General features: G+C 65.7%; 23 protein-coding genes. 13 read left to right on the forward strand and 10 right to left on the reverse strand.

Annotated features, from left to right (window positions below; genetic code table 11):
* The first annotated feature begins 2 nt into the window (after window positions 1–2).
* Genes truB through ASC92_RS18040 form a run of 3 tightly spaced genes read left to right on the forward strand, consistent with a single transcriptional unit; the run spans window position 3 to window position 3,737 of the window.
* Window positions 3–959, forward strand: coding sequence for a tRNA pseudouridine(55) synthase TruB (gene truB / locus ASC92_RS18030; RefSeq protein ID WP_056518390.1), 957 nt, complete (start codon window positions 3–5; stop codon window positions 957–959).
* On the forward strand, window positions 956–2,794 hold the full coding sequence (gene typA / locus ASC92_RS18035) for a translational GTPase TypA (RefSeq protein ID WP_056518392.1): 1,839 nt from the start codon (window positions 956–958) through the stop codon (window positions 2,792–2,794). The genes truB and typA overlap by 4 nt, the downstream gene beginning before the upstream one ends.
* A 25-nt stretch (window positions 2,795–2,819) precedes the next feature.
* Window positions 2,820–3,737, forward strand: a complete 918-nt coding sequence (locus tag ASC92_RS18040) for a DMT family transporter (protein WP_056518393.1) — start codon at window positions 2,820–2,822, stop codon at window positions 3,735–3,737.
* Between the two features lie 63 nt (window positions 3,738–3,800).
* Here the strand turns inward: ASC92_RS18040 and ASC92_RS18045 are convergent, their stop codons facing one another.
* The 3 genes from ASC92_RS18045 to ASC92_RS18055 form a co-directional block, all read right to left on the reverse strand.
* Window positions 3,801–8,486, reverse strand: a complete 4,686-nt coding sequence (locus ASC92_RS18045; protein WP_056518396.1) for a beta strand repeat-containing protein — start codon at window positions 8,484–8,486, stop codon at window positions 3,801–3,803.
* Window positions 8,487–8,574: 88 nt separating this feature from the next.
* Window positions 8,575–9,978, reverse strand: coding sequence for a CsgG/HfaB family protein (locus tag ASC92_RS18050; RefSeq protein WP_056518399.1), 1,404 nt, complete (start codon window positions 9,976–9,978; stop codon window positions 8,575–8,577).
* Between the two features lie 17 nt (window positions 9,979–9,995).
* Window positions 9,996–10,517 carry a hypothetical protein gene (locus ASC92_RS18055; protein ID WP_082519630.1) on the reverse strand — a complete coding sequence of 174 codons (522 nt, stop codon included), beginning with the start codon at window positions 10,515–10,517 and terminating at the stop codon, window positions 9,996–9,998.
* 73 nt (window positions 10,518–10,590) lie between these two features.
* On the opposite strand from ASC92_RS18055, the gene ASC92_RS28920 reads away from it, so the two are divergent.
* Complete coding sequence (locus ASC92_RS28920) at window positions 10,591–10,743, forward strand: hypothetical protein (RefSeq protein ID WP_162245729.1); 153 nt, start codon at window positions 10,591–10,593, stop codon at window positions 10,741–10,743.
* Window positions 10,744–11,063: 320 nt separating this feature from the next.
* On the opposite strand, the gene ASC92_RS18060 is transcribed toward ASC92_RS28920, so the two are convergent.
* The 3 genes from ASC92_RS18060 to smpB all read right to left on the reverse strand — a co-directional run bounded on the left by ASC92_RS18060 (window position 11,064) and on the right by smpB (window position 13,522).
* Window positions 11,064–12,242, reverse strand: coding sequence for a helix-turn-helix domain-containing protein (locus tag ASC92_RS18060; RefSeq protein WP_235505873.1), 1,179 nt, complete (start codon window positions 12,240–12,242; stop codon window positions 11,064–11,066).
* Between the two features lie 228 nt (window positions 12,243–12,470).
* Complete coding sequence (locus ASC92_RS18065) at window positions 12,471–12,866, reverse strand: ATP-binding protein (RefSeq protein ID WP_056518401.1); 396 nt, start codon at window positions 12,864–12,866, stop codon at window positions 12,471–12,473.
* A 179-nt stretch (window positions 12,867–13,045) separates the two neighbouring features.
* On the reverse strand, window positions 13,046–13,522 hold the full coding sequence (smpB, locus tag ASC92_RS18070) for an SsrA-binding protein SmpB (protein WP_007832247.1): 477 nt from the start codon (window positions 13,520–13,522) through the stop codon (window positions 13,046–13,048).
* A 63-nt stretch (window positions 13,523–13,585) separates the two neighbouring features.
* Between smpB and ASC92_RS18075 the strand changes: the two genes are divergently transcribed.
* The gene (locus tag ASC92_RS18075) at window positions 13,586–14,032 is read left to right on the forward strand and encodes a type II toxin-antitoxin system RatA family toxin (protein WP_056518402.1); all 447 of its coding nucleotides are present in this window, start codon (window positions 13,586–13,588) and stop codon (window positions 14,030–14,032) included.
* On the forward strand, window positions 14,032–14,370 hold the full coding sequence (locus ASC92_RS18080) for an RnfH family protein (protein ID WP_056518403.1): 339 nt from the start codon (window positions 14,032–14,034) through the stop codon (window positions 14,368–14,370). Before ASC92_RS18075 ends, ASC92_RS18080 begins: the two co-directional genes overlap by 1 nt.
* Window positions 14,371–14,377: 7 nt before the next feature.
* On the opposite strand, the gene ASC92_RS18085 is transcribed toward ASC92_RS18080, so the two are convergent.
* Complete coding sequence (locus tag ASC92_RS18085; RefSeq protein WP_056518404.1) at window positions 14,378–14,902, reverse strand: DUF4124 domain-containing protein; 525 nt, start codon at window positions 14,900–14,902, stop codon at window positions 14,378–14,380.
* Between the two features lie 128 nt (window positions 14,903–15,030).
* Between ASC92_RS18085 and guaB the strand changes: the two genes are divergently transcribed.
* The 4 genes from guaB (at window position 15,031) to guaA (ending at window position 18,886) form a co-directional block, all read left to right on the forward strand.
* On the forward strand, window positions 15,031–16,500 hold the full coding sequence (gene guaB, locus ASC92_RS18090; RefSeq protein WP_056518405.1) for an IMP dehydrogenase: 1,470 nt from the start codon (window positions 15,031–15,033) through the stop codon (window positions 16,498–16,500).
* A 77-nt stretch (window positions 16,501–16,577) separates the two neighbouring features.
* Entirely contained in the window at window positions 16,578–16,826 is a 249-nt protein-coding gene (locus tag ASC92_RS18095; RefSeq protein ID WP_056518406.1) for a type II toxin-antitoxin system Phd/YefM family antitoxin, read from the forward strand.
* Window positions 16,827–16,837: 11 nt separating this feature from the next.
* On the forward strand, window positions 16,838–17,257 hold the full coding sequence (locus ASC92_RS18100; protein WP_056518407.1) for a type II toxin-antitoxin system VapC family toxin: 420 nt from the start codon (window positions 16,838–16,840) through the stop codon (window positions 17,255–17,257).
* 12 nt (window positions 17,258–17,269) lie between these two features.
* Entirely contained in the window at window positions 17,270–18,886 is a 1,617-nt protein-coding gene (guaA, locus tag ASC92_RS18105; protein WP_056518408.1) for a glutamine-hydrolyzing GMP synthase, read from the forward strand.
* 18 nt (window positions 18,887–18,904) lie between these two features.
* On the opposite strand, the gene ASC92_RS28925 is transcribed toward guaA, so the two are convergent.
* Both ASC92_RS28925 and ASC92_RS28130 read right to left on the reverse strand, forming a co-directional pair.
* On the reverse strand, window positions 18,905–19,174 hold the full coding sequence (locus ASC92_RS28925; protein ID WP_162245725.1) for a hypothetical protein: 270 nt from the start codon (window positions 19,172–19,174) through the stop codon (window positions 18,905–18,907).
* On the reverse strand, window positions 19,071–19,532 hold the full coding sequence (locus tag ASC92_RS28130) for a nucleotidyl transferase AbiEii/AbiGii toxin family protein (protein ID WP_082519631.1): 462 nt from the start codon (window positions 19,530–19,532) through the stop codon (window positions 19,071–19,073). Before ASC92_RS28130 ends, ASC92_RS28925 begins: the two co-directional genes overlap by 104 nt.
* Before the next feature lie 170 nt (window positions 19,533–19,702).
* On the opposite strand from ASC92_RS28130, the gene ASC92_RS18115 reads away from it, so the two are divergent.
* Window positions 19,703–20,197 (forward strand): RidA family protein, encoded by a 495-nt coding sequence (locus ASC92_RS18115; protein WP_056518410.1) that lies wholly within the window; start codon window positions 19,703–19,705, stop codon window positions 20,195–20,197.
* On the opposite strand, the gene ASC92_RS18120 is transcribed toward ASC92_RS18115, so the two are convergent.
* On the reverse strand, window positions 20,194–21,276 hold the full coding sequence (locus ASC92_RS18120; protein ID WP_056518411.1) for a DUF72 domain-containing protein: 1,083 nt from the start codon (window positions 21,274–21,276) through the stop codon (window positions 20,194–20,196). The two genes, ASC92_RS18115 and ASC92_RS18120, sit on opposite strands and share 4 nt — an antisense overlap.
* Window positions 21,277–21,338: 62 nt before the next feature.
* Here ASC92_RS18120 and ASC92_RS18125 point away from each other — a divergent pair, with 62 nt between their 5' ends.
* Together ASC92_RS18125 and ASC92_RS18130 are read left to right on the forward strand one after the other, a co-directional pair.
* A complete protein-coding gene (locus tag ASC92_RS18125; RefSeq protein ID WP_056518412.1) occupies window positions 21,339–22,817 on the forward strand; it encodes a sensor histidine kinase in 1,479 nt (492 codons plus the stop codon).
* Window positions 22,814–23,452, forward strand: a complete 639-nt coding sequence (locus ASC92_RS18130) for a response regulator transcription factor (RefSeq protein WP_056518413.1) — start codon at window positions 22,814–22,816, stop codon at window positions 23,450–23,452. Before ASC92_RS18125 ends, ASC92_RS18130 begins: the two co-directional genes overlap by 4 nt.
* The last annotated feature ends 41 nt before the right edge of the window (window positions 23,453–23,493 follow it).

The raw sequence follows: 23,493 nt of genomic DNA on the forward strand, positions 1-23,493 counted from the left end.
CCATGAACGCGCCACGCACACGGGTGCAGCGGCGCCCTGTGCATGGGGTGTTGTTGCTCGACAAGCCGCTGGGACTCTCCAGCAACCAGGCCTTGCAGAAGGCCAAGTGGTTGCTGCGCGCCGAAAAGGCGGGCCACACCGGCACGCTCGATCCGCTTGCGACCGGCGTTCTGCCGGTGTGCTTTGGCGCGGCCACCAAATTCAGCCAACTTCACCTTGATGCCGACAAGACTTACGAGGCCACGGCCCGTCTGGGCGTCAAGACTGCGACCGGCGATGCCGAAGGCGACGTGATCGCCGAGCGGCCCGTACACGTCACGCCGCAAGACCTGGCGCGCGTCGAGGCGCAGTTCACCGGCCCGATCCGCCAGGTGCCCCCGATGCACAGCGCGCTCAAGAAAGACGGCAAGGCGCTGTACGAGTACGCCCGCGAAGGCATCGAAGTCGAGCGCGCGCCGCGCGACGTGGTGATCCACAAGCTCGAACTCGCCGCCATCGATGGCAACACGATCCGCATTCTTGCTGCCGTCAGCAAGGGCACCTACATCCGCACCCTCGGCGAAGACATCGGTGAGGCGCTGGGCTGCGGTGCGCACCTGACCTCGCTGCGCCGCACCGCTACGGGCGGCTTCGTCGAAGCCCAGTGCATCACGCTCGAGGCGCTTGAAGCCTTGGACGAAGAAGAGCGACTGGCACGGCTCCTGCCTGCCGAAGCCTTGGTGGACGGCCACAGCCGCGTCACGCTCGGCGCGGAAGATTCGGCACGTTTTCTCTCGGGACTGCGCCGCCGCGGCAGTTGGGCCGATGCGAGCGAGGTGGCCGTGTTCGGCACCGAGCCACCTGCCTTCCTCGGCACGGCCCACGTCACGGCCGGCGAACTGATACCGGGGCGCTTGCTGAACCCCATCGAAATCCAGCAAATTCTTTTGAACGCACAACAGATCGAAGCGACACCATGAGTACCAACCAAATCCGCAATATCGCCATCATTGCCCACGTGGACCATGGCAAGACCACGATGGTCGACCAACTGCTGCGCCAGTCCGGCACCTTTGCCGAGCACGAGAAAGTGGTCGACACGGTGATGGACAACAACGCCATCGAAAAGGAACGTGGCATCACGATCCTGGCCAAGAACTGCGCCGTGACCTGGGAAGGCACGCACATCAACATCGTCGACACCCCGGGCCACGCGGACTTCGGCGGTGAAGTGGAGCGCGCGCTGTCGATGGTCGACGGCGTGGTGCTGCTGATCGACGCGCAGGAAGGCCCGATGCCGCAGACGCGCTTCGTGACCAAGAAGGCGCTGGCCCTTGGCCTGAAGCCCATCCTCGTGGTGAACAAGGTCGACAAGCCGGGCGCGAACCCCGACAAGGTGGTCAACGCCGCCTTCGACCTGTTCGACAAGCTCGGCGCAACCGACGAGCAGTTGGACTTCCCCGTGGTGTATGCCTCGGGCATCAACGGCTGGTCGTCGCTGGAAGAGGGCGCGCAGGGCGAGCAGTGGGGTCCCGACATGTCGGCCCTGTTCAACACCATCCTGAAGCACGTGCCTTCGCAGAAGGGCGATCCCGCTGCGCCGCTGCAACTGCAGATCTCCGCGCTCGACTTCTCGACCTTCGTCGGCCGCATCGGCGTGGGCCGCATCAGCCAGGGCACCCTGAAGCCGATGACGGACGTGGTGGTGATGGAAGGTCCGGACGGCAAGGCCGTCAAGGGCCGCGTCAACCAGGTGCTGACCTTCCAGGGCCTGGACCGTGTGCAGGCGACCGAAGCCGGCCCCGGCGAGATCGTGCTGATCAACGGCATCACCGACATCGGCATCGGCGTCACCGTGACCGATCCCGCCAACCCGGCGCCGCTGCCGATGCTCAAGGTCGACGAGCCGACCCTGACCATGAACTTCTGCGTCAACACCAGTCCGCTGGCCGGCCGCGAAGGCAAGTTCGTGACCAGCCGCCAGATCTGGGACCGCCTGCAGAAGGAACTGCAGCACAACGTGGCGCTGCGCGTGAACGAGACCGACGAAGAGGGCGTCTTCGAAGTCATGGGCCGCGGCGAACTGCACCTGACCATCCTGCTGGAAAACATGCGCCGCGAAGGCTATGAAATGGCCGTGTCGAAGCCGCGCGTGGTGTTCCGCAACGTCAACGGCGAAAAGCACGAACCCATCGAGCTGGTCACGGCCGACATCGAAGAACAGCACCAGGGCGGCGTGATGCAGGCACTGGGCGAGCGCAAGGGCGAACTCGTCAACATGGAACCGGACGGCCGCGGCCGCGTGCGCCTCGAGTACCGCATTCCGGCGCGTGGCCTGATCGGCTTCACGAACGAGTTCCTGAACCTGACGCGCGGTTCGGGCCTCATCAGCAACATCTTCGACAGCTACGAGCCGCACAAGGGCGAGATCGGCAGCCGCAAGAACGGCGTGCTGATCTCCATGGACGACGGTGAGATCTTCACCTACGCCCTGGGCAAGCTGGACGACCGCGGCCGCATGTTCGTGAAGGCGAACGACCCGGTGTACGAAGGCATGATCGTCGGCATCCACAGCCGCGACAACGACCTGGTGGTGAACGCCACGCGTACCAAGCAGCTGACCAACTTCCGCGTCTCGGGCAAGGAAGACGCGATCAAGATCACGCCTCCGATCGAACTCACGCTCGAATACGGCGTGGAATTCATCGAGGACGACGAGCTGGTCGAAATCACGCCCAAGAGCGTGCGCCTGCGCAAGCGCTACCTGAAGGAACACGAGCGCAAGCGCGCAGGCCGCGACACGTCGCAGGGCTGATCGCCTTCGGATCGCCGCACCGTTCATGCGCCTGACGCACGGCAGCGCCGTCTGGCTGATGGCCGTCGTGACCCTGATGTGGGGCACGGCGGGCGTCGTCACGCGGCACCTCGCGCAGGCGCACAGTTTCGAGATCACCTTCTGGCGCAGCTTCTTCACGATGCTGGCGCTGCTGGTGATCTTGCCGCTTTGGCGGGGGCGCGCGGTGTTCTCGCAACTGCGCCATGGCGGGCGCGAGCTCTGGATTTCCGGCGTGTGCTGGGCCGTGATGTTCACGGCCTTCATGGTCGCGCTCACGCTGGCTTCGACGGCCAGCGTGCTCGTCACGATGTCGCTCGGGCCGCTGTTCACTGCGCTGGCGGCGCGCTTTTTCATCGGGCATCGGCTGCCCGCGCGCACCTGGCTGGCCATCGTGGTCGCGGGTGCGGGCATCGGCTGGATGTACGGCACGCAACTGCTGCAGGGCGGCGGCGGTTCGCTGGCCGGCACGCTCGTGGCGCTGTGCGTGCCCTTGGCCGGCGCGACCAACTGGACCGTGGTTCAACACGCGCAAGTCAAGGGCCACAGGATCGACCTGGTGCCTGCCGTGCTGATCGGCGCGGTGCTCTCGGCGCTGTTCACGTTGCCCTTCGCCTGGCCCTTCAGGGCCAATGCGCATGATCTCGGGCTGCTGGCTTTCCTGGGCGTATTCCAGCTCGCCATTCCCTGTGTGCTCTCGGTGCTGTGCGCCCAGGTGCTGAAGGCGCCTGAAGTCGCATTGCTGGCCTTGCTGGAGGTGATCTTCGGCATCGCGCTGGCCTGGATCGGCGCGGGCGAGCAGCCTGCAGCGAGCGTGCTGACCGGCGGTGCGCTGGTTATCGGTGCGCTGGTGTTCAACGAATTGCTGGCATTGCGCGGGCGGCGCACCACGGTCGCGGACAACACGCTTCCCAGCGCGCACTAGGCCGCACCCGTGGGCCAAAAAGAAAAGGCCCCGACATCTGTCGGGGCCTTGGAGTGAGGGCGCTTAGCGGGCCGCGATTGTGGACACGGCGGAGTTACCGACCGCAATGGCAGTGACCTGGTTACCCGACGCGAGCAGCGTGCTGCCAGCGGCGGCGCCGGAGATTCCAATGCCGTAGTTCACGCTGGTGGCCGTCGCAGCGATGGTGCCGGAGTTGGTCTGGTAGTTGCCAATTGCCGCAGTCGGCCGGCCGGCGGCCGGCGCTGTCACCGAGATCGTGTTGGTCGCGCTGTTGCCGTAGGCTCGTGCCGTGACGGTATTCGCCGCGACGGCCGCCGTACCGCCGGCCATGCCCGGGACTGTTCCCGCATTCAGACCATTGAGTGCGATCTGGTGGATCCCCGTGCTGGCCGCGGTCACGTTGCCGGTGTTGCCCTGGGTGTTCAGCACTGCGGCGGCTGCTTGCGTGCTGCCGCCCAAGACGCTGCCGGCGGGTGCCGCTTCCGGGATCCCGTAGCTGCTGCCCGCCGACACGTTGAGCGCATTGCTGGCCAAATTGCCACGGGCCAATGCCGTGGTGCTGTTGCCGCCGATCGTGATCCCGCTGTTCAGCGATGTGGCCGGCGCGGAGCCTTCCAACTGGAACGTGGCCGAGGTGCTGGCAGTAGCCGTGACCGCCGCGCCGCTGGTTTGCGTGTTGGCGAGGCCGGCGCTGGCGCCATGGAGGGCTGCACCGTTCAGCGCAACCGCGTTGACGGCGCGATTGGCGGAAGCTTCTGCCGCGGTGCCGTTGCCGGTGACCGTCATGGTGCTGTCGACCAGTCCCGAGGTGGCCGCGGCCGTCTGGTCCTGGTTGTAGAGCCGAGTAGTCGCCGTGCTGCCCACCGAGGTCGTCGCGCTCTGGCTGTTGTTGAGCACATGGTCGCCGACGGCGGTGCCGGCGACGAGTTGCGCATTCACCGCAGCACCCACCGGCGAGACGTTGGCAGTGCCGACTGTCAACGTGTTCGTCGCGTCGTTGATCACCCCGAGCGAGGTGTTCTGGTTGCGCGACAACTCCACCGCCGATGCCGACACCGCGCCCGGTGCATACAGCTCGAGGTTGGAGCCTGCGGCCACGGCCGCAGCACTCGACTGCTGCGAAGCGAGCGCCGAGGTAGTCGACAGGTTGGTGCCCGACACGCTCAGGCTGTTGGCCGCCGTGTTGGCCACGGCCGCGCCGTGTTGACTGTTGTCCGACACGCTCAGCGTCGAGCCGGCGATGGCAACTGCCGGCGCCGTGTCGATGGCGAAAGTGCCATGGACGCTGGACCTCAGCGCCGACTCGCCGGTGATTTGCTGCACGTTGGACAGCGCGTTGTCCGCCTGTGCACCCGTACCGGCCGCCAGGACACCCGCGCTCGCCACGGTCTGTCCGCTGCCAGCGGTGATCTCGTTGGCCGAGATTGCCATGCTGTTCGACGCGCTGTTGCCGACCACCGAACCGCTGGTGCTGTTGCCCTTGACCGACAGCAGCGAGCCGGTGACATTCTCCCCGACCGCGACCATGACGCCACCCTGGTTCGGCGTTCCTGCCGTCGCGGGAATGCCCGCTGCTATACCGACGAATGTCGCGCCGCCGCTTGCCGGCGACAGTTGACCGTAGCGTACCGGGCTAAGTGTCATGCCGGCGGCGTTCTTCTGATAGATGCCGGGGCCAGCCGGAGTCCAGCCGTCGCCGATCAGATACGCGATCTGATCGGCGGAGAAGCCCGTTGCGTTGACGTTCAAGGTACCGGTCGTTACCAGCCACGTGTCGCTCACGTTGTCGTACGTTCCGAACACCAGGGTTCCCGTGACCGTGTAATTGAACGGGCCACCCGGAATGCCAGGCGAACCCGCCACGCCAGCCTGGCCGATCAGAGCATTCACGCTGGCGCTGGTCGCCTGGAAGTTCTGCAGTGCACTGGAACTCGCCAGCTCGTTGGCCGCGATGCTCAGGCCGTTGGCCGCGCTGTTGCCCGTGGCCGCCGCGGTGGACGTGTTGCCGTTGGCCGCGACCGTCGAGCCGGTAACCGAGCCGCCGGTGGACGCGAACACGCTGGCTGCGGTATCGCCCAGGCTGTCCCACTGCGTGGCGGTCACCGTACCCGAACCGGTTTGGGCGTTCTGGACGCTGAAGGCCGCGTCAGTGGTCGACATCGAACCGTTGACTACGGCGCCGCCGAGCGGCGCGAGCGAGGCTGTGTCAATGGTGTTGCCAGCTACGGCGAGCGTGTTGCCGGTCGAGCGGTTGCCGAAGGCGAGTGCCTGGACAGGATTGTTTGAGCTGGACACGGTCGAGGCCGAGACATTGCCATCGATGAGTGTGTTCACCACGGTGCCGCTAGCGGCCGTGATCTCCGAACCGGTCACCGCCTGCAGGTTGGTCACGTTGGCGATCGAGGAAGAACCAGCGCTCGTCGCGCCGGTGCCCAGCGCGAGCTCGATGGCGCTGGCGGCGTCGTTGCCGTAGGCGGCGGCCACGAAGGCATTGTCCGCGTTGCTCACTGAGCTGCCGTTCACGTTGCCCTCGACGAGCACGGTCAGCGCGTTGGCGGGCGCGGTGATGCCCGAAGCCATCGCGCTCACGTCGCCCAGAACCGACTGGTTGTTCAGCACGCCGTAGGCGGCGCTCACGACAGCCGGCCGGGCTCCGACATCCACCATCGAGGCCGGCCCGCCCGATGCCTGCACGTCGGCGCTGTTGGCGGCCACGTTCAGCGTGTTCGATGCCGAGTTGCCGTAGCCGATGGCGCGTTGCAGGTTGTTTGCGAGCGACAGGGTGCTGTCGCTCGCATGCGTCCCCGCGTGCAGGCTGGCCGTCGAGTCGGCCAGTTCAGCCCAGACGGGCGAGTTGCCGTCCACGGTTTGCACGCTGACGATGCCGGCGCCCGAACCCACGGTGGTGCCGGCGAGCGACAGCGCGTTGGAGGCGCTGTTGCTCAAGCTGACGGCTTCCTGGGTATTGCCGCTGACGGTGAGCGTGCTGCCGTGGATGGTGTCGCCGGCAATGCCGCGCGAATCGGCCGACAAGCCAATGATCGAGCCCGCGTTCAAGGCGCTGACGGCGCCTGAATAGCTGTTCTGCTGGTTGCTGACGACGGCTGCGCCAAGGGCCGTGATGCCGTCCGGCAGGTGGCCGCCGATCAGCGACGCGGTGCCGCCGAGGGGCAGCGCATTGGCTTCGAGCGACAGGCCCTGGCCGATGCTGTTGCCGTGGGCGGTGGCGGCGGAGCGGTTGCCGGCCACGGCCACCGTGCTTGCGTTGGTGGTGCCGTCCTCTTGCCCGGTCACCGCGCCGATGAACGACAGACCAGTGACGGCCGACACGTCTGAGTTGAAGTTGCTTTGCTGGCTGGCGACCGCCGCGGTGCCGGCGAACGAAGCGCCGTTCTGGCCGCTGGCAATTGCGCTGGAAGCGGCGTTGCCGCTGGCTGTGGAGGTGACGCTGTTGTCCGACAGCGTGATGGAGCCCCCGTCGATCGACTGTGCACCGGCGCCAATGGTCGCGCCGATGGTCGCGCTGCCGAGCGAAGCACCGACGTTGCCCTGGCTGTTGGAGATCACCAGGTCGGCCATGACGTTGGCCGAGAGGCTGTCGGCGATGTAGGCACTGTTGCTGAGAGCGAGGCCCGTCGAGCCCGCGAACGACATGTCGTCGCCCAGCAGGATGCGGTTGCCGGCCACGCCCGCGGCACCGAGAGACTCGTTGCCGGTGGCTGCGCTCGTGATGCTGTTTCCCTGCACCGACAACGCACCTTGCAGAGTGTTGGCCGTGCCGGCGCCCGAGCTGTCGATGGTCGCGGCGATGGTCGAGCCCACGTTGCTTGCAGTGTGGGCCACAGGATCGACGGCCGTGTTCAGCTGCTGGTTCGACACAACGGCCGACCCGGAGAACGCGGGTGCGCCGCCGGCCTGGATGTCGACGGTGCTGGTTGCGCCGTTGCCCTTGAGCGTGGCCGAGATCGTGTTGCTGTCGAGCGCTGAGGCGGAGTCCACGGCGTTGGTGGCGTTGGATCCCAGCTCCAGCGACACGGTGTTGCCAGCGGCGACTGCGCTCGAGCCGGCGCCCGTGCCTTGCTGCGCCGAAGTGATGACGCTGCTGCCCAGCGCATTGCTGGAGCTGCTGTCCGGCGAATAGTTCAGGTTCACCAGGCCGGGCGTGGCCGAGGCGTGGTCGTTGGGCACCGTGCCTGCGATCGAGGACGTGCCATTGTTGAGCGTCGTGCTCGCGGAGATGGTGTTGAATGTGTTGGACGCCCCGCCGCTGGAGAAGCCGTTGAGGTCGAGCGCCACGGTGTTGCCGCTCGCGCTGCTCGAGATCACGCCGCTGTTGGTTGCCACGCCGAGCGAGGCGGCGCCTTCCGTGGGAAGCCCCGCGCTGCCTGTGAGCGACGAGTCGATCGAATTGCCGAAGGTGTTGGCGGTGGCACTGGCACCGACCTGGTTCCGCGTCACGGCGTTGGTGGTGCCTGCCTGGGGGCCGTCCACGGTGATGGCGATGTCCTGGTCCGATGCCGTGGCGGCCACGGGCAGTGCCTCGTCCTGCACCGACTGCACGGTCAGATAGCCGGTGGTCGTGACGGTTGCGGGGCCCGCTCCGATGCGGACGGAGGAGTCGGCGGCTTGTGCACCGCCGCCTATCAGGGTGGCGAGCACAGCGAGGCCGACGCTGTTGAGTACGGGCGTGCTGGCGACGCGGCCGTGATTCTTGCGATTCTTGTTCATGAGATTTCCCTGGGTTGTAAAAAACTGGCTGACGAATTGCCGGCCGGACCGCTCCGGCCATGCAATGAGACTGAAGATTGCGTGTCCGTTACTTGCCTCCGGTAGCGTTTTCTTCTCGGGCCGGCTTGGCCGGTCCGCTCCTTCCCGTGCCTTGGACGCGGAGCTTGGCCACTTCCTGCAGGCCGGGACCATCGCGATGGATCGATGTGTCTGCCTTGTCCGGCCGCCACGTGATGCTCACGCCGCCCGGCGCAACGCCTCGGGAAGCGAGTGCCGAGCTGACCACGCCGATGCGTTGGTCGGTCAGCATGTCGCGCTTGCCCGCATCCCAGTTCTCGGTGTCCCGCGCCACCAGCACGACCTCGGTCGCGCCTTTGGCGGCGGCTGCAGCAATCTGGTCGAGCAGGTTCAGGGTTCCTCCCGTCAGTGCAGCCGCGCCGAACTCGAACGGGATCTGCACGCTCGAGCCCGACAGGCTGGCCTCGGTCTGGCTGGCAGCATTGACCGCCTCGCCCTGCAGCACCGGCGCGCCCGCGGCATCGACGAGCGGGTTGCCCACCTTGCGCAGGTCCTCGGCCGGCGTGAGCTGCAGCTCGTTGGACAGGCGCATGCTGAGGCAGGGCTTGGGATCGATCTTCGCGACCGCCGCCACCAGGCGCACCACGCCTTCCTCCAACGCCGCGCGCACGCCCATCTGCACGGGCTCCTGGCCCTTCGCGCCCACGTCGATGTCGTACAGCTTGCTGCCGAAGAAGCGGAAGACGTTGAAGCCGACTTCGTAGCCGTTGAACTGCTTGGTCAGGCTGATGGTTTTCACGATCATCAGCGTCTTCGTATCGACGATGCGCAGGTCCACACCCACCGACTGGCTGAAGGTGCGCGCCTTCACGCCGATCTGGTTCACACCGATCTCGCCGCCACCCGAGTGGATGTTGTAGTTGAGTTCGGTGATCCCCCCGACGATGAAGTAGTCCGACTTGTTGATCGACCCGCCGAAATAGGGAAGCCATGGCACCGTTTGCCCGCCGTTGGGGCCCGCGAGCTGGTGCGTGCGGCCGTCGCCGAGTTGGCGCCGGTCGGCATAGCCGAGTTCGCGCTCGGCGATCACCGGGTCGAAGCGCTCGGCCACCTGCACCGCGCCGCCGAGCTTGCCGAGCGCCGAATAGACCATGAGCGCACCGCCTTGCGTGATGGCGTTGCCCTCGTTGATGCTGTACTTGCCGGTGTAGTCCTTGACGTCGCCCACAGTGATGACGATGGGCGGGCGGTGGGTGGCGGCCACGTGGTCGCCGAAACAGGCCAGTACGACCTCCATGGGGGTGACGTTCTCGCGCACCGCGGGGCCCAGGACAATGGGCGCTTCGTTCGGTGCCATGCGCTGCTGCGGCGCCATCACGCAACCGGCCAGGCTCATTGTGGCGGCAACGGCCAGCAGGCTGCGGCTGGCCGCCTTTGGACGAGCCAGGGCGCGGATCGACTTGAGTGTGATCATTTCTTTTTTCTTCCCTGTTAGTTGAGGGCGCCGAACGCGCATGCCGTGCTGCCGCTCACGCTCGCACTCTGGCTGCCGGTGTTGGTCTGGTTGGAGTTGAGAGCCTGGCTGGACCAGCCTTGCACGCTGCTGCTGGTCGAGCCGATCACGGCAGAGCCGACCGTGCCGCTGTTGGCCTGCCCCGTGCTCACCGTGCCAGTTCCTCCATAGCCGGTGTTCGCATTGCCGGTGGAGTCGGCCGCCGCGCCAGTGGTGCTGGGCGAATTGGCGACCGTGCTGTTGCTGCCCTGGTTGCCTTGGGCTGTCGCACCGACGTCGCAGTTGTACTGACGCCCGACGTAGTTGTTGGTGGTGTAGTTGGCCGCGCCATAGGAGCCGGCCTTCTTGCGTTGGATCATGTCCTGGACCGCGGCCTGGTTGGCCTTGTCGGTCGAGATCTGGAACTGCCAGGCGCTGTTCTCGCCCACGTTGTTGGCGGACGCCGCCATGGCAGCGCCCGCGAGCAGCGCGCAGACACCGCCCTGCGCGAGTTGTGCCAAGCAGGAATACCGGGTCCGGCGATTCGACCGCTGATCGCGCGGGACTTCCGAAGGCGGGAAAAATTGGTTTGGCATGGAATTCTTTTCAGAAAGAAAGGATGAAATGATGGATGCACAATGGCGGTATTCATCGGATGGCGGCGACCTTTGGCAGGCCGTGCCTTGTGCAAGCTATGAATTTTTTTGGTTGCATGAGCCCGGCGGCTGTTGCTGGGCCATTGCTTAAAAAACAATTGGCAACACCACTTTTGACAATGTAACGTCAGCCAGAAGTGCGCTATCGGCCATTTCGTCCCAGACTATTCAGAATTCGTCTCAATCGGCCCCGGTGGTGCGCGGATCGGGTCAGAGACGATTCGAAATCACCAGTTCTTGGTGGCTGAATAATTGCTGGCGACGCCCAGGCATGGAGCAGCAGGAAAACGATGAATGCGCTCGTCGTTATCCGGCTGAGATTGATTGAGGGTATTCCCTCATGGCAATTACCCGCATAATTGCCATTGCGCGCAGAAGAATTGCGTGGCAGCTATTGCCGGCAATTCGATCTCAACTACTCGAGAGCGTCAGGCCTTCGAGCCAAGTTTGCAGCCAATTGTCCTGCGGGCTGACGAGGTGCGCTCTGGTCAGGGTCCGCCGGTCCGCTTCTAGGAGCGCTTCGCGCGGCGGCATCCCAAAGCGCTGGCGGAACGCCCGTGAGAACGCAGCTTCCGTGCTGAAGCCGCAGGCAAAGGCCAGCTTCGAAACACTGCCCCGGCCGGCGCCTGCTGAATTGAGACGCAGGAAGGCGCGATCGAGGCGACGGCCGCGAATGTACTCGGCGACACCGCCCAGCGCCTCGAAGGTGCGATACAGCGCTGAGCGCGATAGTCCGAAATGGCGCATCAGCATTTCGGGCGACAAAGCGACGTTGTTCAGATTCCGCTCGATATAGCTCTGGATCGCCTGCAGCGAGCCCCCCACCAGGTCGCTGCCCACGATGGCGTCACGTCCCGAAACGGCAGCCGAAAGACTCGCCGCGACCAGCGTTGCGGTGACCTCGGCAGCGAGCCTGCTTTCATTGGTGTCGATCTGGGGAGCGACCCGTGCCATGGACGTCAAATGCTCGCGCAGGAGGGCTCCGAATGTCGTCTCGCCGTCAAGCACCGCACCGTGCAGCGTGTCCAAGGTGCGCGGGGCGAGCCGAAGCAGTTCCCGTGGGATGACGATGCTTATCGTTGCCAGCGGCGAAGTCCGGGAACTCATCTGCCGTGACATGTCGAAACAGACCACATCGCCGGCCTTGCCACGCGCTGCCTGGCCATCCGCCTCGAACTCGCACTCGCCCGAAACGTAGAGCTGAAGCATCAGATGGTCGATGCCAACGGCGGAGGCAAGTTGTCGATCACGGCGAAACACCAGCGGCGAGGCACTGGAAAGGCCGAGCAGAAAACCGCCGAAATTGTAGGCCGTGAGGTCGGCGCGGAACGCGTCAGCTTCAAAATCGGGAGGAAGGGTTTCGAATAGACTCGAGAGACTGTCGCGCCACTGCTCGAAGTTCTCTACTGGCGTGAGCAAGTCCGCCCTGATTTGGTGGATCGGCACAGTCCTGTTTTTCATTCCGAAACCTCGCACGCAGGCAAAAGATTTGGATCCGGTCCCTTCTTTATCGACCAGCTCCCTGGGCATCGCTCCGACCGGCATCAATGCACTCACGTCCGCTGGCCTTCGTTGAAATTTGCTGTTCATTGCAAGCCTTCTGAGCATAGGGCTTGCAATATTTAAATATGCGCGCGAGAGAATGATCACCAAATCGATCTCGCAGAGTGTATTCCAGGATGTAATTCTTAATTGCGAATTGGGGGCACATTTTAAAATTTCCGCAATTCGCTTCGCGAATTCAGTTCTATCAACAAGCGGAAAAGAAAAAAGGCCCCGGCATTCGCCGGGGCCTTTCACACTCAGGAGACTACGGGATCAGGGACGGGCAACCTTCCAGGCCCCGTTCAGGACGCCGTCGCCGGTCTTGTCGCCCGGCTTGCTGTCCTTCGCCCAGTAGTAGAGCGGCCAGCCCTTGTAGGCCCATTGCTTCTTGCCGTCTTCACGCATGATGATGGTGTAGCCGCCCATGGGCTTGGCCGTTTCGGACACCGGCAGCGGCGGCCAGTTAGCGGCGCACTGTGCATTGCAGGCGGAGGTTCCTGCACCGGCGGTGTCGCGGGCGAAGGTGTACAGCGTCATGCCATTCGGGCCGACCAGCACGCCATTGGCGGTGCGGGTGGGCGTGTCGGGCGCGCTGGCGGTCTTGTTGGACATGCCGCCGCAGCCGGCGAGCAAGGCCGCCACGAGGATCGAGGCGCTGAGCAATTTCATGCAGTTTCTCCTTCAGTTGAAAAATCGCGACAACAAGCTTGGTGACAGGCCAGGCAGGATGATTGCGCGAGCCGGCAGTTTATGCGGTCATCACGACAAATTGCGGTAGGCCGGGGTCGCGAGTTCGAGCAAAAGGGTCATGCGGCAACCTGCTGGAGATGGCGCCTGCGGGAAAAGACTCAGCGGCTGCGGTTCTTCATCGCGCGCTCGACCTCGCGCTTGCCTTCGCGGTCCTTGATGGTGTCGCGCTTGTCGTGCTCGGCCTTGCCCTTGGCGAGCGCGATCTCGCACTTCACCTTGCCGGCTTTCCAGTGCAGGTTGAGCGGCACTAGCGTGTAACCCTTTTGCTCGACCTTGCCTATCAGTCGGCGGATCTCGTCCTTCTTCAGCAGCAGCTTCTTGGTGCGGACCGAATCGGGATTGACGTGGGTGGACGCGCTCTTGAGCGGGTTGATCTGGCAACCGACGACGAAGAGTTCGCCGTTGCGGATCACCACGTATCCGTCGGTGAGCTGCACCTTGCCTTCGCGCAGCGATTTGACTTCCCAGCCTTCGAGGACCATGCCGGCCTCGAAACGCTCTTCGAAGAAATAGTTGTACGCGGCCTTCTTGTTGTCGGCGATGCGGGAGGAGGTATCTTGTTTCTTTGTGGCCATGACTCGGGAATGTGGGGGCTGCATGGCTTCAATACAATCCGTCGCGCACGCTGTGCCGATTCTATGAAAACAGTCAACAAGTCCGTCCTGATCTGGTACAGCGCCGAAGAGATGTATGCGCTCGTCATCGATGTGGCGAGGTATCCGCAGTTTCTTCCGTGGTGCGACAAGGCCCGCATCCTCGAGCAGGACGAGGCCGGCATGACGGCCGAAGTCGGCCTGGCTTTCGCCGGTTTGCACCAGAGCTTCACCACCCGCAACACGCACGTACCGGGGCGCGAGGTGCAGCTGAAGCTGGTCGACGGGCCGTTCTCCAACCTCGATGGCAAATGGAAGTTCGTGCCCGTGGGCGAGCAGGGCGAGCGCGCCTGCCGCGTCGAGCTGCACATGAGCTACGGCTTCAGCAACTTCGCCCTGCAGGCACTGGTGGGGCCGGTGTTCGACACCATCGCCTCCAGCCTGGTCGAGGCTTTCGTCAAGCGCGCCGAGCACGTCTACGGCTCGTCCTGATGATCATCGAGGTCACACTGAGCTGCTCGCCGGCGGAGCGCGAGGTGTTCGAGCAGGTCTTGCAGCTTGCGCCCGGCACGACGCTGGCCGAAGCGGTCCGGGCCAGCGATCTTTCTCTGCGCTTTCCCGATCTCGATTGGCGTCACGCCATGACGCCGGGCATCTGGGGCAAGGTGGTTGAGTGGGAGCAGGCCCTGAAGGACGGCGACCGCATCGAGCTGTGCCGGCCCCTCAAGGTGGACCCCAAGGTGGCGCGCCGGGAGCGGTTCCAGCGCCAGGGTGCTCGGGGCACAGGCCTGTTTGCGAATCGCCGCAAGGGCGGCAAGGCCGGCTACTGAGCGCCGGTTACTTGCAGTCGCTGTTGATGACTGTCTGAAGGCGCTTCTGCTCGGCGGCGCGCGCAGCGTCGTCCATGATCTCGCGCTCGCCCTGCGCATTGACCTTGGCAAGGCGGATGCCGCTGTCGACCGTGGCCTTGCCCTGGCGCGCGAGTGCGCAGTTGTCGGCCTTGGCCTTCGCAACCTTGGCTTCCTCTGCAGCCCGCTTGGCCTTTTCCTCGGCCTCGGCCTTCTTGGTCTTTTCCTCGAGTTCCTTGTCGACGCCAGTGGGCTTCGGTGTGCCCGCCGTCTTGGCAGGTGCACCAGCCTCTGCAGTCGCGCCTTCGGCGGGCGGTGCATCGACGTTGGGATTCGCGCGCGACACTGGCGGCGCACCCACGCGGCGCAGGATGTTCTTCTCGGGCACATCGGGCGGTGGCGCCTGATCGCTGAAGACCTTCTTGCCGTTCTTGTCGATCCATTGCCATTGCGCGCTCGCCGACAGCGGCAGCGCAACGACACATCCCAGTACCAGCCAGTGCACGAATTTCATCCCTGAAGTTTAGCCGGGCCTTACTTTTTGCAACATGCGGGGTGGGTGGTTTTGCAACGCTTCGAAAAAACCCGGGCCGGCAAACAGGTCAGGGGCCTCGTTACAATCCGTCTTTTGGAGCTTCACCCATGCGCCTTCTCGGCAAAGCGCTCACCTTCGACGACGTGTTGTTGGTGCCAGCGTTCTCCCAGGTCCTGCCCAAGGACACCTCTCTCGCCACCAAATTCTCCCGCAACATCACGCTGAACCTGCCGCTCGTCTCGGCAGCCATGGACACCGTGACTGAAGCCCGCCTCGCGATCGCCATCGCGCAGGAGGGCGGTATCGGGATCGTGCACAAGAACCTCACCGCGCAACAGCAGGCCGCCGAAGTGGCCCGCGTGAAGCGCTACGAGTCGGGCGTGCTGCGCGACCCGGTGGTGATCACGCCGACGCACTCCGTGCGCCAGGTGATGGCGCTGTCCGACCAGCTCGGCATCTCGGGCTTCCCGGTGGTCGACGCCGGCAAGGTGGTCGGCATCGTCACGGGACGCGACCTGCGCTTCGAGAACCGCTACGACGTGCCCGTCAGCGAAATCATGACGCAGCGCGACCGGCTCATCACCGTGCCAGACGGCACCACGCTGGCCGAGGCCAAGGCGCTGCTGAACAAGCACAAGCTCGAGCGCCTGCTGGTCATCAACAGCGACTGGGAGCTCAAGGGCCTGATCACCGTCAAGGACATCACCAAGCAGACCAGTTTCCCCAACGCCGCACGCGACGCCAGTGGCCGCCTGCGCGTGGGCGCGGCGGTCGGCGTGGGTGACGGCACCGAAGAGCGCGTCGAAGCCCTCGTGAAGGCCGGCGTCGACGCCATCGTGGTCGACACCGCGCATGGCCACAGCGCCGGCGTGATCGAGCGCGTGCGATGGGTCAAGAAGAACTATCCTCAGGTCGACGTCATCGGCGGCAATATCGCCACCGGCGACGCCGCTCGTGCGCTGGCCGACGCCGGCGCCGACGCGGTCAAGGTCGGCATCGGCCCCGGTTCGATCTGCACCACGCGCATCGTCGCCGGCGTGGGCGTGCCGCAGATCATGGCGGTCGACAGCGTCGCCACCGCGTTGCAGGGCACGGGTATTCCGCTGATCTCCGACGGCGGCGTGCGCTACTCGGGCGACATCGCCAAGGCCATCGCAGCCGGCGCCAGCACCGTGATGATGGGCAGCATGTTCGCCGGCACCGAAGAGGCGCCGGGCGAGATCGTGCTGTACCAGGGCCGCAGCTACAAGAGCTACCGCGGCATGGGCTCCATCGGCGCGATGCAGCAGGGCAGTGCCGACCGGTATTTCCAGGAGTCGACCACCGGCAACCCGAACACCGACAAGCTGGTGCCCGAAGGCATCGAAGGCCGCGTGCCTTACAAGGGCTCGATCGTCTCCATCGTCTACCAGATGGCTGGCGGCGTTCGTGCCAGCATGGGCTACTGCGGCTGCGCGACCATCGAAGACATGCAGAACAAGGCCGAGTTCGTCGAGATCACCACGGCCGGCATCCGTGAGAGCCACGTCCACGACGTGCAGATCACGAAGGAAGCGCCGAACTACCGGGCAGAGTAAGCCCGATCTGGCCAGACCTTGAAAGTCGGGCCACATTGGCATTAGAATTTGGGCCAGATTCAAATTTTCTGGCCCAAATGCAATCCATCGGCATCGCTGAAGCCAAGAACAACTTCTCGGCCCTGATCGACCTGGTCGAGAAGGGCGAGGAGGTTCGCATCACCCGCCACGGCAAGGAAGTCGTGCGCATGCTGCCGGTGCGCCGCAAGCCGGTCATCACCGATGAGCAGATCGCGCGCGAACTCGGGCAAATCGACGCGCTGCACGCCGCCATCCAGCCGGGCCTGCCATTGCGCGCCTTGCTCGACGAAGGGCGCCAATCGTGACAGCCTTCGTCATGGACGCCTCCGTCACCGCTGCCTGGCTGCTGCCTGATCAGGCCAGCGAACACACCCGCAAGCTCTACGCCGCCATTCGCCGCGACGAGGTCGAGCCGCAGGCGCCGAATGCCTGGCAATGGGAGTGCGCCAACATCCTCGCCAACGGCGTGCGCAGCGGCCGGATTCCACCGTCCGCGGTCGAAGGGCTGTGGAGTGTGCTCGACGCCATTCGCCACCGAGTCGAGCTGCACGAGCTCGCACCCGCCCAGCACAAGGCCGTGCTCGCCGTGGCCATCGACGTAGGCGTCTCGCTCTACGACGCGGGCTATCTCTGGCTCGCCAAGTCGCTCAATCTCCCGCTCGCCACCTTCGACGAGCAACTCATCCAGGCGGCGCCCAAGGCGGGCGTCAAGCTGTTCGACATTTCAACGCTCTGAGTCCCAACGCCCATGCAACACGACAAGATCCTCATCCTCGATTTCGGCTCGCAAGTCACGCAACTCATCGCACGCCGCGTGCGCGAAGCCCACGTGCTGAGCGAGGTGCACCCCTGCGACGTCACGGACGAATGGGTGCGCGAATACGCGGCCGATGGCCATCTCAAGGGCGTGATCCTGTCGGGCAGCCATGCCAGCGTGTACGAAGAAACCACCGACAAGTGCCCGCAAGCCGTGTTCGACCTCGGCGTGCCCGTGTTCGGCATTTGCTACGGCATGCAGACCATGGCGCATCAGCTCGGCGGCAAAGTCGAAGGCGGCCACAAGCGCGAGTTCGGCTTTGCGGCCGTGCGCGCCCATGGCCATACCGCGCTGCTGAAAGACATCTCGGACTTCACCACGCCCGAAGGCCACGGCATGCTCAACGTGTGGATGAGCCACGGCGACAAGGTCACCGAACTGCCGCCGGGCTTCAAGCTCATGGCCAGCACCGACAGCTGCCCGATCGCCGGCATGGCCGACGAGGCGCGCCGCTACTACGCGCTGCAGTTCCACCCCGAGGTGACGCACACGGTTCAGGGTAAGGCGATCATCGAGCGCTTCGTGCTCGGCATCTGCGAAGCGAAGCCCGACTGGGTCATGCGCGACCACATCGCTGAAGCGGTGCAGAAAATCCGCGAGCAGGTGGGCGATGAAGAGGTCATCCTCGGCCTGTCGGGCGGTGTCGATTCGAGCGTGGCCGCCGCGCTGATCCACCGCGCCATCGGCGACCAGCTCACCTGCGTGTTCGTCGACCACGGCCTGCTGCGCCTGAACGAAGGCGACATGGTCATGGAGATGTTCGAAGGCAAGCTGCACGCGAAGGTGATTCGCGTGGATGCGAGCGACCTGTTCCTTGGCAAGCTCGCCGGCGTGAGCGACCCCGAAGCCAAGCGCAAGATCATCGGCGGCGAGTTCGTCACCGTGTTCAAGCAGGAAGCCGCCAAATTGAAAGCAGGCGACGGCGGTCACAAGGGCGCTACCTTCCTGGCCCAAGGCACCATCTACCCCGACGTCATCGAGTCGGGGGGGGCCAAAAGCAAGAAGGCCGTCACCATCAAGAGCCACCACAACGTCGGTGGTCTGCCCGAACAGCTCGGCCTGAAGCTGCTCGAACCGCTGCGCGACCTGTTCAAGGACGAAGTGCGCGAACTCGGCGTTGCGCTCGGCTTGCCACCCGAGATGGTGTACCGCCATCCGTTCCCCGGCCCGGGCCTGGGCGTGCGCATCCTGGGCGAAGTGAAGAAGGAATACGCCGATCTGCTTCGCCGCGCCGACGCCATCTTCATCGAGGAGCTGCGCAACTTCAAGGACGAGAGCGGCAAGAGCTGGTACGACCTCACGAGCCAGGCCTTCACCGTGTTCCTGCCGGTGAAGAGCGTGGGCGTGATGGGCGACGGCCGCACCTACGACTACGTGGTCGCGCTGCGTGCCGTGCAGACCAGCGACTTCATGACGGCCGACTGGGCCGAGCTGCCTTATGCGCTGCTGAAGAAGGTGTCGGGGCGCATCATCAACGAGGTGCGCGGTATCAACCGAGTGACCTACGACGTGTCGAGCAAGCCGCCGGCGACGATCGAGTGGGAATGATCCGCATGGGTGCGAGGTCTATCGCGGATTTTTGAACTCACCGAACGGAAAAACTAGCTGATTGAGTCCCTCAAGGCTCTTTGGCTTGCGAAGAACGGCGCAGAAATCGAGAGGCGAGCGTACAGTTCGATGCTGAGCCGCGGCATTGGCGTGGGCCGCGACCTCTGCGCATGACCGCATCAGTTCATCGAAGGGCAGGGCGTTGCCGACCATGACTTCGTCCTCGAGCATCTTGGCGTAGTCTGTGGCAAGCGCTTCCCGGGCAGCGCCTTCGGGCACGATCTGCAAGGCACCTTGCACTGCACTGGCGTAATCGATGACCTCGCCGCCGGCGTCCTTCTCGCTGAAGAATCGCAAGCGCTTCCCGGGCAGCGCCTTCGGGCACGATCTGCAAGGCACCTTGCACTGCACTGGCGTAATCGATGACCTCGCCGCCGGCGTCCTTCTCGCTGAAGAAGCAGGACTTGTGCTCGGCCACCGCTCGGGCGACCGCCCGGTCGTCAATGGCGGTGCCGAAGTGCGCGCTCCGCATGATCGCGGCCAGGTCATGCCAATGTCGCGCATAGCGTTCGCCACGGATTCGCCCTTGAGCGCAATAGACGTGTGCCGCGGTGGCTTTCTCCCAGAATGTCCGCGCGACGTTCATCACCTGCGGAGATGCCACCGGGAAGGTCACGCCATCAACCTGAAGATCGAGGGCGGGCGGGTTTTTCTCGCGTTCGAGGGCTGATCTGTTCTGCCGCTGATCTGCAGTCTCTGTATCTGTTGCGCGGTGAGAGGGCTGGCGACAATGAACCTCCCTTTCACGGAAGCGCCATGACAGCAGAGACGACACGAGACCAGATCGCCGACCAGATTGCGGCGGAGCTGGGCCACAGCTTCGACGGCGAGATCATTGCCGGCGGCCACTATGTGCCGCTCGTGCGCGACGGCCGCACGGTCTACCTCAGCGGCCAGGTGCCGCGCGTGGGCACCACGGTGGTGGTCACAGGCCGCGTGGGCGACACGGTGTCGCTCGACAAGGCCCGCGAAGGCGCGCAGATCTGCACGCTGCGCAGCCTCGCGCTGCTGCGCAGGGCCTTCGGGTCGCTCGATGCCATCGAGAAAGTCTTGCGCGTCGGCGTGTTCGTGCAATGCACGGCCGACTTCACGCAGCAGAGCGAAGTGGCAGATGCCGCTTCCGACCTTTTGCACCGCGTGTTCGGCGAGGCCGGCGTGCACGTGCGCACGGCAGTCGGCGTCTATGCACTACCGAAGAATGCGACGGTCGAAGTCGAGATGACGGTCGCCGCCAAGCAGCACATCGGCTAGCGCGACGTGAAGCCGATGAGGTCGCGTGCCAGCTGGGCAATGGTCAGCGGCGCGCAGCCTTCGGCGTTGTTGCTGACGGTGACGAAGGCGTTCTGGCCCGCGCGCGTGGTTCCCGCGATCACCTTGGCCAGCGCCGTGCGCGTCTCGGGATCTGGGTCGACGATCTTGTCGAAGGGGCCGTAGAGCTTTTCCGCATCCTCATAGCCGAAGCGGCCGTGGCGCCGGTGCAGGTTCCAGCGGCACACCAGCGGACCGGCCCATAGCGCACGCAGCATCGGCAACTGGTCTTCGATGGGGGGCATCTTGGCGTGCAGGCCCATGCAGAAGGTGGCGCGCACGCTGCGCAGCATCGCGGCGAAGGCGGGGTTCAGCAACTGCGGGTCGCGCACTTCGACGGCGATCACCGCATCGGGCGCAACCGATGTGAGGTCGGGCAGCGAGTCGAGCATCTCGGCGATGCGCGCCAGCAGGGCGGGCTGGTCGGCCAGCAGGTGGCCCGGAATCGGGCTCAGCTGAAACACCAGCACGCCGATGCGATGGCCCAGCCCTTCGAGCGCGGGCAGCACGAACTCCTGCCGCGCGATCTCGCTGCTGAGGAACACGGGGTTGGCCTGCATGCCGCGGCCGCTTTCGTCGCGCACGGTGGCATCGGTCACGAGGCTCGGCGCCTTCACCACGAAGCGGAAGTCGTCCGGCACCATCGCCGCGTAGCGCGCGTACTGGCTGGCGGTGAGGGCGCGGTAGAAATTGCGGTCCAGGCTCACGGTGCGAAACAACGGGTGCTTCGCCAGCGCCGAGAGGCCGTTCTTCGACAGCACGGTCTCGGCATATTCGCCGTCCCAAACCAGGTCGGCCCAGCCCGGATAGCTCCACGACGAGGTGCCGAGCCGCAGTTCGGACGGCAATGCGGCGGCCAGCTCGACCAGCGCCGGATCGGTGGAAGCGGGCTCGACCGTGCCGGTGCGCGGCTTCTTCTTCGCGGGCGGGTCAACTTCCGTCTTGGCGGGCGCTGGCGCCGCCGCGGACGCCTCTTCAGGGCGCGGAAGATCGGGAAAAAGAGAGTCCTGTACGTCAGCCATGTCTGGACCCGCATTCTCGGCCAACGCCGGATGGGCTCGCCGCGCCGGGCACAATCCGCGCCATGAAACAGTGGATGCGCACGCAGGGTGGTTGGTGGCTGGCATGGCTGGCGCTCACCGCCGCGGGCGCGGTGTGGCTCGCGCGCGCCGAACTGGAGCAGATTCACCAGGACTTCGAGACCGACGTACGCATCGCGCACCGGCTCATGAGCCAGCAGATGGTGCAGTACGACGCCGTGCTGGCCACGCTCGCGCTGCTGGAGCCGAGCACCGGCGCGGACCAACCGGAGCAGCGCCTGCCTTCGGTGTATTCGTCGATCCTGCGCGTGCAGCGGCGCGACCGCGACGAGCCTTGGGCAGACAGTGCGCAGGCCGGCGCACTGGCCGCGGCCGAGGCGCGTTCGCGCAGCCAGCAGCGCCCCGAACTCGCCATGCTCGACCTGGCCCATGGCCGCTATGCGCTCGTGATCGGCGCCACGCCGTTCAGCTACGCGCTCGACATCGACCTGGCCGGCTCCGTGCCGTGGCGCGACTGGCCGATGGACCCGCAACGCAGCCCCGTGCGGTTGAGCCTGCAGCGCGACGGACAGCAACTGATGCTGCAACCCGGTGTGCCGGCCGCCAACGGCTGGCGCTTCGGCCTGACCAAGGCGCTGGCCTCGCCGAGCCAACCCTTCGACCTCGTGGCCGAGCGGCAGGTGGGGTGGGGCGAGCTGCCGTGGCGCCGCATCGCTGGCTGGGCCGCGGCCGTGGCGGTGCTGCTCGCCGGCCTGTGGGCCGCACAGCGCCAGCGGGTTGCGCGGCGGCGGGCCGAGGAGCTGCTGCGGCTCGGGCAGGTCGCGCGGCTCAATGCGCTGGGCGAGCTGTCGGCGGGCCTCGCGCATGAACTCAACCAGCCGCTCACGGCGGTGTTGGCCAACGCGCAGGCCGCGCGCCGCTTGCTCGACGACGAGCCGCCGGACCTGGCCACGGCGCGCGACGCGATGGGCCAGGCTGTCGAGCAGGCGCGCCGCGCGGCCGGCGTGGTGGGGCGCCTGCGTCGCGTCATCGAGCGTCCAGAGGCCGGCGGCGACGCGAAGCCGCTGGTGCTGCAGGAGGTGGTGCGCAGCGCCATGCACCTGCTGGCGCCGGAGTTCGCGAAGCACACGATCAACGCGCAGTTCGACGCCACCGCGCAGGCGCCGGTGCGCGTGCAGGCCGAGGCAGTGGCCCTCGAGCAGATCGTGCACAACCTGCTGATGAACGCGCTTCAGGCGCTCGAGCTCGTGCCGGCGGCCGAGCGGCGCCTCGTCGTCTCGGTCGGCCGCAATGGGCAGGAGGGTGTGCTGACCGTGACCGACAACGGACGCGGCATTGCGCCCGAAGCGCTGCCGCGCCTCTTCGAACCTTTCTTCAGCACGCGCGAAGGCGGGCTGGGCCTCGGCCTGAGCCTCAGCGAAACCCTGGCCGGCGGCATGGGCGGCAGCCTGAGCGCGGCCAACGCCTCGCCGCGCGGCGCGCGCTTCACCCTGTTGCTGCCACTGGTCGCGCCGTCCCCGTGAACACATCGAGCATCCATCCACCGCAATCCCCGCTGGTCCACTTGATCGACGACGACCAGGCAGTGCGCGACAGCCTGTCGCTGCTGATCGGCACGGTCGGCCTGCGCGTTCAGGCCTGGGCCGACCCGCAGGCCTTCATCGACGGCTTCGACCGCGCGAGCGTCGGCGCCATCGTGCTCGACGTGCGCATGCCCGGCATCAGCGGGCTGACGGTGCTCGACCGTCTGGTGGCGCAGGGCGTCGACCAGCCCGTGATCATGCTGACCGGCCACGGCACGGTCGAGATGTGCCGCCGCGCCTTCAAGGCCGGCGCGGCCGAGTTTCTCGAAAAGCCGGTGGACGACGAGCAATTGCTCGAAGCCATGCAGCATGCCGTGCGCCAACACGTGCGCTCGCGCGAACGCTCGCAGGCCGACAACGCCGCGCGCGAGCGGGTGGCGCAGCTGTCCGAGCGCGAGCGCGAGGTGCTCGCCTTCATCGTGCAGGGGCTGACCAACAAGGAGATCGCGCGCGCGCTCGCGCTGTCGCCGCGCACGGTCGAGACGCACCGCGCCAACCTGTTTGCCAAGCTCGGCTGCGATTCGCTCGCGCAATTGATACGGCGCTATGCCGTGCTGGTGGACAGCGCTGCGTAGAACTACGGAGCACCGCGCGTAGCCGTACGAATGGCCGTTGC

Origin of the sequence: Variovorax sp. Root411, assembly GCF_001425205.1 — a bacterium.
Classification (GTDB): Bacteria; Pseudomonadota; Gammaproteobacteria; order Burkholderiales; family Burkholderiaceae_C; genus Variovorax.